The sequence below is a fragment of the Rahnella victoriana genome (assembly GCF_004330295.1).
Taxonomy (GTDB): Bacteria; Pseudomonadota; Gammaproteobacteria; order Enterobacterales; family Enterobacteriaceae; genus Rahnella; species Rahnella victoriana.
Genome location: NZ_SJOJ01000015.1, coordinates 74,557 through 88,868, shown reverse-complemented (window position 1 = coordinate 88,868; position 14,312 = coordinate 74,557). Strand labels below are relative to the sequence as shown.

The window sequence follows — 14,312 nt, the reverse complement described above, 5'->3', positions numbered from 1 at the left end:
TGTAGTGAACAATTGGGGTAAGTGTAACAGCCCGATGCGCGAGATGCTCGATTTGTGCGGCATACATTTTATTCTGAAGACTTTCAGGATGTTTGCATCAAAAAATCAGATTAGGGTAACCGCCAACATTCTTCACTCATGGAAAGAGGCATCATGAACCCGACATTCAGTCACGACCATCGTCTGGAAATGCATTTAAACCACGGCATGTTCAACGGAAAGCCACTGTACATTCACTATACGTCTGCTGACACCTTCCCTAAAATTATCGCCAGTCGCTGTTTTATGGCCCGGCCCGATTATGAAAGACGCGGATCCGCTGCAAAATCAGGGATCTATCTGGTCAGGGGAATGCATGCGTTCAACGCTAAACGCGCCTTTACCCAACTGTTTCTGGGGGAACCCAAATACCGTGACAGCGCAAGATATTGCTTTCTCTTTACTTTCAACAACGATCCGCATTTAACCGGGAATTTGATCTCAGCAGGCAGTACGGTTGAAGAACTGATCCATCCCGGAAACCTCTCTTTCTCAAAAATTAACATTATTTATCAGGGTAAGAATCCGTTCCTGTAACTGCCAGCCCCGGCGGCAAACCACACATCTCACACGCGCGCTCGCCGATACGGATCATCGCGGAAATATAGCGGGTATCGAAAACATAACAGCACGACAACCGCAGGCCGTTACTGTAGCGGCCGCTGGGTGAGTACAGTTGCCCCGGCGTCATGCAGATTTTATCTTTCAGCAACTGGCGGAACAGCGTGACGCAATCGACGCCCGGCGGAAAATCCACCCAAATCACAAACCCGCCTGCCGGTTGTGTGGCGCGGGTGCCTTGCGGGAAGTGCCGGGCGATCAGCGCGCGTGCCTGCTCGACCTGCGACGCGTAGCGTTTGCGCAGCGCCCGCAGATGATGGTCATAACCGCCCGATTCCAGAAACACCGTCAGCGTTTGCGAAAGCAACGCGGATTCCGCCATCGACGACACCGCTTTCAGTTTATGCAGCTTATCGGCGAAGCGCCCGCCCTCTACCCAGCCGATGCGAAAATCAGGCGCCAGCGTTTTGGTAAAGCTGGTGCAAAACAGGATCCAGCCGTCGCGGTCAAAGGCTTTTACCGCCGGAGACAGCGTCGCGCCAAACTGGATTTCTGCGTATAGCCCGTCTTCAATCAGCGGTACCTGGTGATCGTTCATCAGGCGAGCCAGCCGTTTTTTCGCCGCCAGCGGCATGGTAAAGCCGAGCGGATTTTGCGCCGTCGGCATGGCGATCACCGCATTCAGCCGCTTCTCATTCAGCAGCATTTCCAGCACATCCAGCGACAGGCCGGTTTGCGGATCGGTCGGTATTTCCACCGCTTTCAGACCGAGGCTCGCCAGCATCGGCAGCAGATAAAAGTAAGTCGGCGTTTCCAGCCCGACGCTGTCGCCCGGTTGGGTGGTGACGCGCAGCGCCAGCTGTAACGCTTCCATACAACCGTGAGTAATCGTGATGTCGGCGGGTTCTAAAATCATGCCCAGCGTCAGCGCACGGCGGGCGATTTGCTGACGTAACGCCGGGCTGCCCGGCGGCAGCGCATATTGGCCGATCAGATTCGGCTGACGGCGCAGCAAAGACGACATAATCCGTCCCAGTTTGCCGGTCGGGTAAAAGTCGTTCGACTGCGGACAGGCCAGCGAAAGATTGGTATATGTCGGGTCGATTTGCGAGGCGAACACTTTGTCGATCAGATCCAGCACTTCGTCCGCCGGTTCTGCGGCTGGCGTCTGTGGCTGTTCCTGCGGCTGATGAGTCAGCGCAGGCAGCGCGGCCCGGACATAAAATCCTGACTGCGGACGCGCCTCAATAAACCCGCGATCTTCCAGCCGCCGGTAAGCCGCCACCACGGTATTGATGCTGACTGACCAGGTTTGCGCGCTGCGCCGGACCGAGGGCAAACGGCTGCCGGGAGCCAGTGTGCCGCGACGGATGGCGTCCGCCAGTTGTTCCGCCAGCTGGTTATATCGGGTATCGCTGAAATCCGCGGTGTCAGTCATGGTGTCAGTTCCGTGAAAAGTGAGGGGTACAGTTTTTCGTTATGCAATCTGTAACCATGACAATAGCGTATTTCTGGTTCTGTTACCTTTCCTGTTCCCTGTTTACTCTGGTTATCTGGAAAACAGGGGATGCAGGAAAACTAAAATGATCGATACCGCTTTTGTCAGTTACGTCACCGTGATGTCCATTACGCCCGGCCCGAACAATCTGTTGCTGGCGGCGTCCGGGGTGAACTTCGGCTTACGCCGCAGCGTGCCCATGATGATTGGCATCACGCTGGGCTGCGTGGTGCAGTGCGCGCTGATGACCTCGATGCTGGCGATTTTACTCAGCTGGATGAATGTGGTGCGTCTGCCGATGGCCGTGCTGGGTTGCGCCTATCTGTTCTGGCTGTCGTGGAAAATCTACCGTTCCGGCACGCCGAAAGAAGGCGAAAAGCAGCAGCCGATGAACCTGTTCAGCGGCGCACTTTTTCAGGCCGTGAACCCGAAAGCCTGGCTGATGGCGACCAACGTGGCGATTCTTTTTACCCCGCCGGACGGCAATATGCTGCATCACACGCTGCTGATTTGTCTCGGCTTCGCGCTGATCAATCTGCCGTGCATTCTGGTCTGGGTGGTAATGGGTGACAGGTTACGTCAGGCGTTACGAGTGGAATGGAAACTGAAGATGTTCAACACGATCATGGGCGGCATGATGGCGTTAACCGCGCTGTGGCTGCTGGTCGGCGAAGTGCGCCATGCGCTTAACTAAAATGAATCCCCAAAATAGCTCGGGTTGCAGAAAGGCGGCAAGTGATGGCGTCCCGATGAGCTTACTCAGGTGACAGATCGCAGCCAATGCATCTGCGGCTCGAAGTATGACGGGGGATTTATTTTTGAACGGGAGAGAGCCTGGAAGGCTGCTGATTACTGATATGGGCGATCAGCCCGGTCACGGAAAGGACCATCGTGGAGCGGACGATTTGCTGGTAACGCTGGCGTTGCATGGCGATCAGCGATTCGTCGGCTTCTCCCGGTTTCAGGAATGTCGGTGCCGGAGGCAGTTCCGTCACACAATGCAGTTCACCGAACGGGCCGAGAATTTCATCATCAGTAAAACGATACTCTTCACCGTCGTAATTCAGCTCTTCACGCAGCGCCATCAGTAATTCGGCGTCTTCGTATTCATGACGGCTGATCACGCCCAGCGCGTAAATCAGTTTGAGACGCACCGACAAATCCCCGAGCGGACCGGTGCCGGTCAGTAAGGGTTCGACAGCATATTTCACTGCGTAATCGTCTTTGCGAAAAACCTGCACTACCAGAATATCCAGCGCTTCGGCCAGCAATTCCACGGCGGTCATCAAAAAGCTGCGCACGGTTTTACCCGCATTGAGCTTTTCAAGTACCCGGTTTTCAAACGCCTGAGCTTTTTCCATAGGGCTTACTTGCAGTAAAGAGCCGATGCTGACAGCGCCCCTGGCGTCATCCATGATGCGCGCATGTCGGGCAGAAACATCCTGCCCGACAGGGCTTTCTTTGCCTGGTGTTGGCGAAATCAAAATAAACGCAGTATCAGTGCATCGATTCGTAGAGAGCGACGGCTTTCGCCACAACTTCGCCTTCTTCCGGCAGACCTGAAATCTGGGCGAGGGCGGCTTTTGGCCCGACTTTCTCCAGCAGTTCTGCCAGTTCTTTCGCTTGCGGATCCTGCTCGCTGCGGTAACGCATGGCGGCGGCAATGCCTCTCACCAGATTGTCGTTCGGCAGGCGATATTCCTGCGTACCCAGCAACGGTTTGATCAGACGATCGCCTGCGCTCAGTTTACGCAGCGGCTGGCGGCCAACGCGCTCGACATCGTCATGCAGGTAAGGGTTTTCGAAACGGGACAGAATTTTTTCGATGTAGGCAGCATGTTTTTCCGGGTCAAAACCGTAACGACGGATCAGCACTTCACCGCTTTCTTCCATCGCTCCGCGAACCACCAGACGCACTTTCTCATCAAGAATGGCATCACGGATGGTCGCGTGACCCGCCTGCTGGCCGAGATATGCGGTGATCGCATGGCCGGTATTGAGGGTGAACAGTTTGCGCTCGACGAACGCCATCAGGTTATCGGTCAGTTCCATGCCAGCGATGTCCGGCAATTCGCCTTTGAACTGGGTTTTATCCACAATCCATTCGCTGAAGGTTTCAACCGTCACTTCCAGCGGATCGGTGGTGCCTGCGGCGGCAGGAGGCACAATGCGGTCCACGGCGGAATCGACAAAGCCGATATGGGCGTCAACCCAGGCTTTTTCTTCTTCCGGCAGCGCATTGAATACGTGCTGTTTGAACTGGCTGGTGCCGCGCACCATGTTTTCACAGGCGATAATATTCAGGGGCTTTTCGTTGCCCTGCTGATGACGCAGCACCAGACCTTTAGCCACGTTTGGCGCGATTTTTTCCAGTACGGTCGGGCCGACGGCGGTGGTCACCAGATCGACTTCCGCGATCAGGTTGATGGCCTCCTGACCGGCGCTGTTCACGGCATTCACATTACTGACAGGCTCAACGGTGGCCTGTTCACCGACAACGTGCACGTCATAACCTTTACGGCTGTTCAGCGCATCCAGTAAGGCAGGGCTGACATCCGCAAACGTCAGTTCAATCCCGGCATCAGCAAGTAATTTACCGATAAAACCGCGACCAATGTTACCTGCACCAAAATGTAATGCTTTCATATTTATTCCTTCAAATCGTGAGGAGCACCCGGCTCCGAATCAACAAGCGGGTCTCGCAAGACCCGCTTAGTAATTACTTTTCGATTAAACGTTCACTGTTAACCGCGAAGAATGTTCAGCACTTCTTCCACACTGTGGGTATTCGCCAGCAGTTCGATCACACCGTCTTCATCCAGCGCGGTGGTCAGTTTGGTGATCACGTTGATGTGCTCATTATTGCGCGCTGCGATACCGACGACCAGACGTGCGCGGTCATCTTCATCCTCGCCCCAGCGGATACCCGCCGGATACTGGCAGAAGACGATACCGGTTTTCAGAACGCGATCTTTCGCTTCAATGGTGCCGTGTGGCACGGCGATGGATTCGCCCAGATACGTGGAGGTCAGTTGCTCACGTGCCAGCATCGCGTCCACATATTCTGCCTGAACATAACCGCCTTTCACCAGTTGTTCACCGGCAAAACGGATAGCTTCTTCTTTGGTATTCGCCTGCAGGTTCAGGAAGATGTTGCTTTCGCTGATACGGAACAGGTTTTCGTTTTCGCTGTCCGCCACGATGCTGTCACCCAGCGTTGTGGTCACTTTCTCTTTGTACTGGCTGGCTTTGTTCACTTCCACCAGACGTGACGTCAGGTCAGTGTACAGGCCGCTGTCGAGGAAGTTAGTCAGCGAAATGTGCTGTGCATGTGGCACCTGACGCATCGCGCGTTCAGTCAGGTCACGGTGCGTAATCACCAGATCCACGTCATCAGGCAGGTTGTTGATGGCGCTGTTGGTCACGCTGATATTGGTCAGCCCCGCATCCTGCACTTTTTTGCGCAGAACACCGGCACCCATTGCGCTTGAACCCATACCGGCGTCACAGGCAACGATGATTTTACGTACGGTAGACAGGTCGCCCGCTACGCCCGCAGCAGCAGCAGGTTTGCCGCCTTTAGACTCGGCTTTCATATCCTGCATACGACGGGTGGCTTCGTCCAGATCGTCGCCGTCTTTCGCTTTAGTGGTTTTCAGCAGCAAAGCAGAAATCACGAAGGAGACCGCAAAGGCTGCCACGATGGCGGCAATGTTAGCGAAATACGCGCCTTTTGGCGTCATCGCCAGGACTGCCAGGATAGAACCCGGAGATGCCGGAGACACCAGACCGCCGTTCAGCAGGGTCAGGGTGAACACGCCCGTCATACCGCCCAGAATCACCGCCAGCAACAGACGCGGGTTCATCAGAACGTATGGGAAATAAATTTCGTGGATACCACCCAGGAAGTGGATGATTGCCGCGCCGCCCGCAGATTGCTTGGCGCTGCCGCGACCGAAGAACATGTACGCCATCAGGACGCCCATACCCGGACCCGGGTTCGCTTCGATCAGGAAGAAGATTGATTTACCGGTTTCAGTCGCCTGCTGGATACCCAGCGGAGAGAAGATACCGTGGTTGATGGCGTTGTTGAGGAACAGGATTTTCGCCGGTTCAACAAAGATAGAAGCCAGTGGCAACAGGTTATGAATAACCATGATGTGCACACCTGCCGCCAGCACTTTAGACAGCGCTTCTACCAGCGGACCAATCGCCAGGAAGGCCAGGATCGCCAGCAACATACCGATAATACCGGCTGAGAAGTTGTTAACCAGCATCTCAAAGCCGCTTTTGATTTTACCGTCAACCCAGCGGTCGAAACGCTTGATGCACCAGCCGCCCAGCGGACCTGCAATCATGGCGCCGAGGAACATTGGCATATCCGCACCCACGATCACACCCATTACCGTGATTGCACCCACCACACCACCACGGTCACCACCGACCAGACGACCACCGGTATAACCGATGAGCAATGGCAGCAGATAAGTGATCATCGGGCCAACCAGCTTCGCTAATGTTTCATTAGGGATCCAGCCGGTAGGAATGAACAGAGCGGTAATGATACCCCAGGCGATAAACGCGCCGATGTTGGGCATTACCATGTTACTCAGGAAGCGACCAAAGTTTTGAACTTTGATCTTAACGTCTGGTGAAAACATAAAACGCACCCCTATTGATACGCGCTGACAATAGAGCGCGTGATATCAGTTAATTATCGGTGACGGTTATTTCGGTTTTTGTGCCACTGCTTTAAAAATCCGTCCGTCGAATTGCTGTCTGCGAGGCGGACTCTACCACGTGATTATAGGCCTCGCGTAGCCACCCGGCTGCCCGTGATGGAGATCACATGTATACGGTCATTACCCCCTGCATTTTGGTGATCACCATCACAAAAACAGGTTGTAACCCAGCTACACTGACGATAAATTAAGCGTGACACCGCAAAAAATGTGACTTAAGTCACTATTTGTTAACGAGTCTTTATCATAAAAACGTGATATTCATCACAAAGTATTTTTGGCCGGACTTGCGTATTTCGCTTAAAAAGCATTCAGACGTGTCAGAGGAAAGGAAAAGTGAGTTTACAGAGGGGATGTTGAAATAAAATTACAGGGGGAGCGGGTATCCGGAATACCCGCGTCTTCATTAATCGGGGACAGGTTCATCACGAAGCTTATGAGTAACATTCAAAATCACTTTTGATTCAGAATCACCATAGCTATCCAGATATTGTGGATCAACGTGATGGGAAGCAGGGATTTCATAAGAAATTGGCTTGCCTCTGTCATCTTTTCTTGGACGGCTATAACCGAAAAATTTTGAATACCGCCTCGGTGCCGTTCCCTCAAAATTCTCGAAAATAACCTTTTTAGTTTTATCCGTACTGTCGGCGTGCGCTATCGAGTCACCGTGAAGGTCTTCAGCCAGACTCTTGGCATAAGGTTCGATATAAACCACCCTCTTCAAGCCAGCGGCAACAATATGTCGCGCGCAGTTGTGGCAAGGATAAGTCGTGCAATAAAGTGTCTTACCACACGTAGTTGCATTCGCAAGACGCGCCATCGTTGTAATTGCATCCATTTCAGCATGAATAGCACGAGAGTATTCAATCAGGGACTTTATTTTTGGGGTCTTCATAATCTGTATTGCAAGTTCATGCGCCCGTGACGGATCACTTCGGGCGATCACTGCTTCGACCTCACGCCTGACTAAATCCTTGTGCATATCATTATGGCAGCCATCGTTATTATAACAGCGTTTATCGCTCTTGCTTTCACAGGAATAGAGACCACCACCTGCAGCAGGTACATCGTTGCAGCCAGTGGAGAGGATATTGCAATTATCATCCATAATAGCAGCCCCCACCTGACGCGATAAGCAGGCAGAACGTAATGCGGCTGAATTCGCGGTGAACATGCCGGTTTCATCCTGGCTGGGACTCACATTATTTGCGCCATGTACAAGGTCGATAAATCGGGCTATCGATTTTTTAATCTGATCATTATTTATGTTCCTGATAAAATAATCGGCACACTGCAATGTGTCCTCGACATGTTGACCATAAGGGTACTCGGAACGCCTGTCGCGCCTGATTATTTCGGCAATCTGATAATCGTTAAGAAAATCCTTTTTCAAATTAATAACTCTTTCATTAATCGTTCTCACTAAGCCGATCAGATAAAAATTATTACGATACACCTCACGAAAGAGATCAACTTCTTCAGGATGTTTTAATTGATCGACAATGTAAGCTATTTTACTGGTTGATTTTCCTGATGCTCCTTTAAAATCTCCCGTATTTAAATTTGCCGTCCTGATAACTTTTATTTTCCGGATAACCAATTCGGAGTTAATGATATTGCCATGTTTTTCACGCAGAGTATTACCGAGATTTTGCAACTGGATAAAATGCTCATAGCCTTCAAGTTTCTTTAACTCTGCGGCTTCAGCAGCTGACAGGGTGTCTGCCATTAAATCGCTAATTCTTATATGCACAACATGATAATTACAGGCTTTAAGTTTAGTGATGATTTTTTCTTTAAGGGTTTTAACCCCTGATCCACTCGCCCCACAAAGTCCGATGACCAGTTCCTGTGAGCGGCGCTCACGAATATCATCAATGCTGTTATTGTTGCCGAATGATTGATTTGATGCAGGTAATGAAATGATTTTTTTTGCCGGTTCAGCCATAGACACTCCAATGACTGGACAGCCTGAATGTTACCAGTCTAGCTTGGCTGCTTCTTCCAAAACCTGAGCCATGGCCTTTTTATATGCAGCAGACTGACGCCGGGCCGAAAGATCAATAATGTGCTCTGATCCCGAGCTCTCCACTGCTGAGAATTCGGAATGCTGTTCATCCGTTTTCAACGCAGCATAATCAGCGAATTGAACAATCATAAGCTATCCATGTAATCAGTAAAAATTAAGTAAACTCCGCTGGCAGACCCCAGAATCAGAGATTGTTTCATTGGATGAATATCCATGAAGAAAAGAAGGTTACCACGTCAAAACCCACGAAGTGAGTAAAAATTTACTCAGTTTCAGCCGTTACATTCAATACTGAGAAGTGCTTTCCAAACTATACCTGAGAAGAAAATCCGACAGCACAGGCTGCCGGATTGAAGCAAAAATTACTTCCCGCCCTGCGCCTTCACAATGGCTGCCTGCAATTCTTCTGCGGAGACAGCGCCCGGCAGCACGGTGGTGTTTTCTGCAGTGGCACCGCTGGTTGGCATCACCACGAAACCAGGCGTGCCGCTGAAGCCCAATGTACGCGCCAGCTCGTCGTTTGCGGCGATGGCTTCGTGCGTGGCTTTACGCTGTGCGTCGGTTGGTGCTGTGGCTTTGGCGGCTTTCACTGCACCTGCGATATCCGCATCGGTCAGCTTGCCTTCATCGTGACCAGTGCGGTAAATGCTGTTGTGATAGTCGAAATACGCCTGCGCGCCCTTCTCTTTCCAGATCGCCATGCCGGTTTCTGCGGCGGTGATGGATGCTTTCCAGCGATCACCGAAGATTGGCCATTCTTTGAAGACGAAACGCACGTTCGGGTTCGCTTTCACGGTTTGCTCAACCAGCGGCGCCATGTGGCTGCAATACAGGCACTGGTAATCGAAGAATTCCACGAATGCCACTTTGGCGTCTTTCGGGCCGTAGCTCGGGGTGGCCGGATCATTCACCAGCGCTTTGGTATTGGCCAGCACTGCGCTCAGGGTTTGCTGTTGTTGCTGATCAGCCTGCTGCGCCTGCAGTTTCTGACTGACCTGCACCAGAATTTCCGGGTGCTGCAACATGTAATCCGCCGCAATTTTACCAATGGCTTCCTGCTGCGCCGGGGTGAAATCTGCGGTTGCGCTGTCGGCAGCAAAAGCCAGCGTCGGTGCCAGCACCAGGGAAGCCAACAGAGTCATCGTCTGACGTTTCATCAAAAATCCTTAAAGTGAAATACGGGGAAAAACGGACAGTTGCCTTCAAAAGTAGAGGAATTCAGCCACGTTTGCAGGAAAAAAATTGTCATTTTTTATAAACAGGCGGGCAGGATCAGAGGCAATAAAAAAGCCACGACAAGATGACGTGGCTCATTGGCGAAGATCATTGTGGCTTAGTTGCCGAAATCGCCCTGCGCCACTTTTTGCGCCTGAAGCAATGTCTGCTGTTTACCCACCAGATTCGACATCATGGTGTTGTACTGCGTGGCCTGTTGCTGCGTCGGGAACTGCACGCCGCCGTTGGCGAAAGCAACCTGAGTGCCCTGCTGTTGCAGGAAATCACCCACAGACGCGATATCCTGCGTGAAGCTTTGCAGTGCAGGCACCAGCGGCGTCAGCACGTTTGCAGGCTGGGTCACCACGTTGTTATACACCTGACCGTAAACGGCTTTCAGATCGTCCGGTTGTTTCAATGCCGCCATCGCGGTGTCGGCTTTCACTTTTGAGTCACGCAACTGCGCATTCAGCAAGCTCAGCGTGCTTGCCGCCTGTTGCAACGCGCTGCGCTGAGTCATGTAATCCTGCGGCGTACGCACCTGACCAATCGCGCTGACCACTGGCACCAGGCTGCCTTCAACGGCACCTTTCATCTGGCGGGAGAATGACAGAATGATGCCGTAGTCATTCGCGTAATTACCAAAACGTTGTTTCTGATCTTCACTCAGCGACGGCAGATTTTGCCCGCTGCGCATCACGGTATTTTGCAAATAATCGATAAAGGCTTTGCGTTGCTCCGGTTCTTTATCGCCGCATGCAGTGAGCTGAAACACCACCAGCAGTGCGATAAACGGCGCCAGCCAGCGAGAAAATGCACCGCTTCTGATCCCTACAGCCATGAGTCCTGACTCCTGATTTCAATGTTCTTTTACCGGCCAGTTCCCTGCCGATGCTGTGCATTCCATGCGGGTTATAGAATAGAACAATTGGGGGGAGAACGCTTTTTAAAAAAGCGTAGAAATTGGCATCCGATAAGGTGCCTTGCTCCTCCCCCTGCGAAGGGGGAGGTCGGGAGGGGGTTTTAATGACAAAACAAGGGTCAACGCATACCTCAACTTTTGATGTTGCTGTAATACCCCACCCCAACCCTCCCCTTCGCAGGGGAGGGCGCAAAAGCTAAATTTACTGAAGCAGCGAAATATCCGCCACCTGCAGGAACAGCTCCCGCAGTTTAGACAGCAGCGTCAGGCGGTTGATACGAATCGCTTCGTTCTCATCCATTACCATGACGGTGTCGAAGAAGGTATCGACGGTTTCGCGCAGCGCAGCCAGTTCCACCAGCGCTTCTTTGTACTGACCGGCGGCAAACAGCGGTTCCAGTTTGTCGCGCAGAACCACCAGATGCGTCGCCAGTTTCAGCTCAGCAGGCTCTTTCAGTACGGAAGCGTGAACGTGATCCAGCAGAACGTCCGTGGATTTCGCCAGGATGTTGGACACGCGCTTGTTGGCCGCTGCCAGCGTTGCCGCTTCATCGAGCGTACGGAAGTAGCTCACCGCTTTCACACGGGCATCGAAATCTGCCGGTTTGGTCGGACGACGTGCCAGCACAGCCTGAATGGTATCGACCGCGTGACCTTCTTCCTGATACCACGCGCGGAAACGACCGAGCATGAAATCAACCACTTCATCGACAACCTTGCCGTTAGTCAGCTTGTCGCCGTACAGGCGCACGGCTTCTTCGGTCAGGGTTTGCAGATCAAGCGGCAGGTTTTTCTCAACGATGATACGCAGAACACCGAGCGCGGCACGACGCAATGCGAACGGGTCTTTATCGCCTTTCGGATGCTGACCGATGCCGAAGATACCGGCCAGGGTGTCCATCTTGTCAGCGATTGCCAGCGCGCACGCTACCAGCGAAGCCGGTAACTCGTCGCCCGCAAAGCGTGGCTGATACTGTTCGTTCAGTGCAACCGCGACGTCTTCCTGCTCGCCGTCGTGACGCGCATAGTGCATGCCCATCACGCCCTGCGTGTCGGTGAACTCGAAGACCATGTTGGTCATCAGGTCGCATTTTGACAGCAGACCGGCGCGTTTGGCGTTCTCGACGTTGGCACCGATTTTCTCAGCGATCCAGCCAGACAGCGCCTGAATACGGTCGGTTTTGTCACGCAGTGTACCCAGCTGCTTCTGGAACAATACGGTTTCCAGACGCGGCAGGTTATCTTCGAGACGTTTTTTACGGTCGGTATTGAAGAAGAACTCGGCATCGGCCAGACGCGGACGCACCACTTTCTCGTTACCGGAAATGATTTGCTGCGGATCTTTCGATTCGATGTTGGCTACGAAGATGAAGTTCGGCAGAAGTTTGCCCGCAGCGTCGTACACCGGGAAATACTTCTGGTCGCCTTTCATGGTGTAAACCAGCGCTTCCGCCGGAACCGCCAGGAATTTCTCTTCGAATTTCGCGGTCAGCACCACCGGCCATTCGACCAGAGACGCGACTTCTTCCAGCAGGCTTTCGCTCAGATCGGCGATACCGCCAATCTCTTTCGCGGCTTTCTCGGCATCCTGTTTGATAATCGCTTTACGCTGTTCGTAATCCGCAATGACTTTGCCGCGTTCCAGCAGAATCTGTGGATACTGATCGGCATTATCAATCGTGAATTCAGGCTCGCCCATGAAACGGTGACCGCGAACAGTGCGCGCAGACTCGATACCGAGGATTTTCGCCGGGATCAGCTCATCGCCTAACAACAGGGTCACAGTGTGAACCGGACGCACGAACTGCACGTCGGAATCGCCCCAGCGCATCAGTTTAGGGATTGGCAGTTTAGACAGTGAGGTGGCGATCATCGCCGGCAACAGCTGTTGCGCGCTTTCGCCTTTGACGTGCGCACGGTAAACCAGCCATTCACCTTTGTCGGTGACCAGACGATCGGCCTGATCGACGGTGATACCGCAACCGCGAGCCCAGCCTTCAGCGGCTTTGCTTGGTTTGCCTTCGGCATCAAATGCCTGCGCCACAGCCGGGCCGCGTTTTTCAACTTCGCGGTCAGCCTGGGATTCATGCAGACCGGAGACTTTCAGCGCCAGACGGCGCGGTGCGGCAAACCATTTTACGTCGCCGTGTGGCAGATTCGCCGCATCCAGCTCCGCAGTCAGGTTAGCTGCAAAAGATTCAGCAAGGCTGCGCAGAGCCTTCGGTGGCAGTTCTTCCGTGCCGATTTCCACCAGAAATGTTTTTTCAGTCATTGACTTATCTCACTTCTCGTTCTTTTTGCACATCGGGAAGCCCAGCACTTCGCGGGAAGCGTAATACGCCTCAGCTACCGCTTTAGTCAGGGTACGGATGCGCAGAATGTAGCGCTGACGTTCAGTCACAGAAATCGCTTTACGCGCGTCGAGCAGGTTGAAGCAATGGGCCGCTTTCAGGATGCGCTCGTAAGCAGGCAAGGCCAGTGGCTTTTCGAGTGCCAGCAGGGTTTGCGCTTCTTTCTCGTGCTGTTCAAAACAAGTGAACAGGAAATCGACATCGGCGTATTCGAAGTTATAGGTGGATTGCTCCACTTCGTTCTGATGGAACACGTCGCCGTAGGTGGTTTTGCCCAGCGGACCGTTGCTCCACACCAGATCGTAAACGCTGTCCACGCCCTGAATGTACATCGCCAGACGTTCCAGACCGTAGGTGATTTCACCGGTCACGGGTTTACATTCCAGACCGCCAACCTGCTGGAAGTAAGTGAACTGCGTCACTTCCATGCCGTTCAGCCACACTTCCCAGCCGAGGCCCCAGGCGCCGAGCGTCGGGTTTTCCCAGTTATCTTCTACGAAGCGAATGTCGTGGATAAGCGGGTCGAGGCCCAGCTCTTTCAGAGAGCCGAGGTACAGCTCCTGAATGTTTTCCGGTGACGGTTTGATCATCACCTGGAACTGATAATAGTGCTGCAGGCGGTTCGGGTTCTCGCCGTAGCGGCCGTCAGTCGGACGACGTGATGGCTGAACATAGGCTGCCGCAAAAGGCTCAGGGCCGAGTGCGCGCAGGCTGGTCATCGGGTGCGAGGTGCCTGCGCCGACTTCCATATCCAGCGGTTGAACAATGGTGCAGCCCTGCTGCGCCCAATAATCTTGCAGTGTCAGGATCAGGCCCTGAAATGTCTTGGTATCAAACTTTTGCATGTTGGATTCGCACGCGAGAAAGTGGGTTTAAAGAGAGTGCGACAGTATACCCGCTGAACGGAAGATAATCAGCCAGAATGACTAAGATTGGAGTCATTGAAGTCAGT

At 53.0% G+C, this 14,312-nt stretch carries 12 protein-coding genes; 2 read left to right on the top strand and 10 right to left on the bottom strand.

Annotated elements, in window-relative coordinates; translation table 11 throughout:
• The first annotated feature begins 153 nt into the window (after nt 1–153).
• Entirely contained in the window at nt 154–576 is a 423-nt protein-coding gene (locus tag EYY67_RS14155; RefSeq protein WP_131693759.1) for a hypothetical protein, read from the top strand.
• Here the strand turns inward: EYY67_RS14155 and EYY67_RS14150 are convergent.
• A complete protein-coding gene (locus tag EYY67_RS14150) occupies nt 545–2,038 on the bottom strand; it encodes an aminotransferase-like domain-containing protein (protein ID WP_131693758.1) in 1,494 nt (497 codons plus the stop codon). The two genes, EYY67_RS14155 and EYY67_RS14150, sit on opposite strands and share 32 nt — an antisense overlap.
• Nucleotides 2,039–2,183: 145 nt before the next feature.
• On the opposite strand from EYY67_RS14150, the gene EYY67_RS14145 reads away from it, so the two are divergent.
• A complete protein-coding gene (locus EYY67_RS14145; protein ID WP_095923996.1) occupies nt 2,184–2,792 on the top strand; it encodes a LysE family translocator in 609 nt (202 codons plus the stop codon).
• Between the two features lie 118 nt (nt 2,793–2,910).
• Here EYY67_RS14145 and EYY67_RS14140 read toward each other — a convergent pair whose 3' ends face one another.
• The 9 genes from EYY67_RS14140 to glyQ all read right to left on the bottom strand — a co-directional run bounded on the left by EYY67_RS14140 (nt 2,911) and on the right by glyQ (nt 14,205).
• Entirely contained in the window at nt 2,911–3,459 is a 549-nt protein-coding gene (locus EYY67_RS14140) for an MltR family transcriptional regulator (RefSeq protein WP_014411435.1), read from the bottom strand.
• A gap of 136 nt (nt 3,460–3,595) precedes the next feature.
• The gene (locus EYY67_RS14135) at nt 3,596–4,744 is read right to left on the bottom strand and encodes a mannitol-1-phosphate 5-dehydrogenase (RefSeq protein WP_131693757.1); all 1,149 of its coding nucleotides are present in this window, start codon (nt 4,742–4,744) and stop codon (nt 3,596–3,598) included.
• Nucleotides 4,745–4,842: 98 nt separating this feature from the next.
• Nucleotides 4,843–6,759: a PTS mannitol transporter subunit IICBA gene (locus tag EYY67_RS14130; protein WP_131693756.1), complete on the bottom strand. Its 1,917-nt coding sequence runs from the start codon at nt 6,757–6,759 to the stop codon at nt 4,843–4,845.
• Between the two features lie 487 nt (nt 6,760–7,246).
• Nucleotides 7,247–8,791, bottom strand: a complete 1,545-nt coding sequence (locus EYY67_RS14125) for an anti-phage dCTP deaminase (protein WP_131693755.1) — start codon at nt 8,789–8,791, stop codon at nt 7,247–7,249.
• A gap of 30 nt (nt 8,792–8,821) precedes the next feature.
• Nucleotides 8,822–9,001 (bottom strand): hypothetical protein, encoded by a 180-nt coding sequence (locus tag EYY67_RS14120; RefSeq protein WP_095923999.1) that lies wholly within the window; start codon nt 8,999–9,001, stop codon nt 8,822–8,824.
• Between the two features lie 233 nt (nt 9,002–9,234).
• Nucleotides 9,235–10,029, bottom strand: coding sequence for a DsbA family protein (locus EYY67_RS14115; protein WP_119825556.1), 795 nt, complete (start codon nt 10,027–10,029; stop codon nt 9,235–9,237).
• 176 nt (nt 10,030–10,205) lie between these two features.
• A complete protein-coding gene (locus tag EYY67_RS14110) occupies nt 10,206–10,928 on the bottom strand; it encodes a DUF3053 domain-containing protein (RefSeq protein WP_095924007.1) in 723 nt (240 codons plus the stop codon).
• Between the two features lie 283 nt (nt 10,929–11,211).
• On the bottom strand, nt 11,212–13,281 hold the full coding sequence (gene glyS / locus EYY67_RS14105) for a glycine--tRNA ligase subunit beta (RefSeq protein WP_131693754.1): 2,070 nt from the start codon (nt 13,279–13,281) through the stop codon (nt 11,212–11,214).
• 9 nt (nt 13,282–13,290) lie between these two features.
• A complete protein-coding gene (glyQ, locus tag EYY67_RS14100) occupies nt 13,291–14,205 on the bottom strand; it encodes a glycine--tRNA ligase subunit alpha (protein WP_014333298.1) in 915 nt (304 codons plus the stop codon).
• Nucleotides 14,206–14,312: the final 107 nt, after the last annotated feature.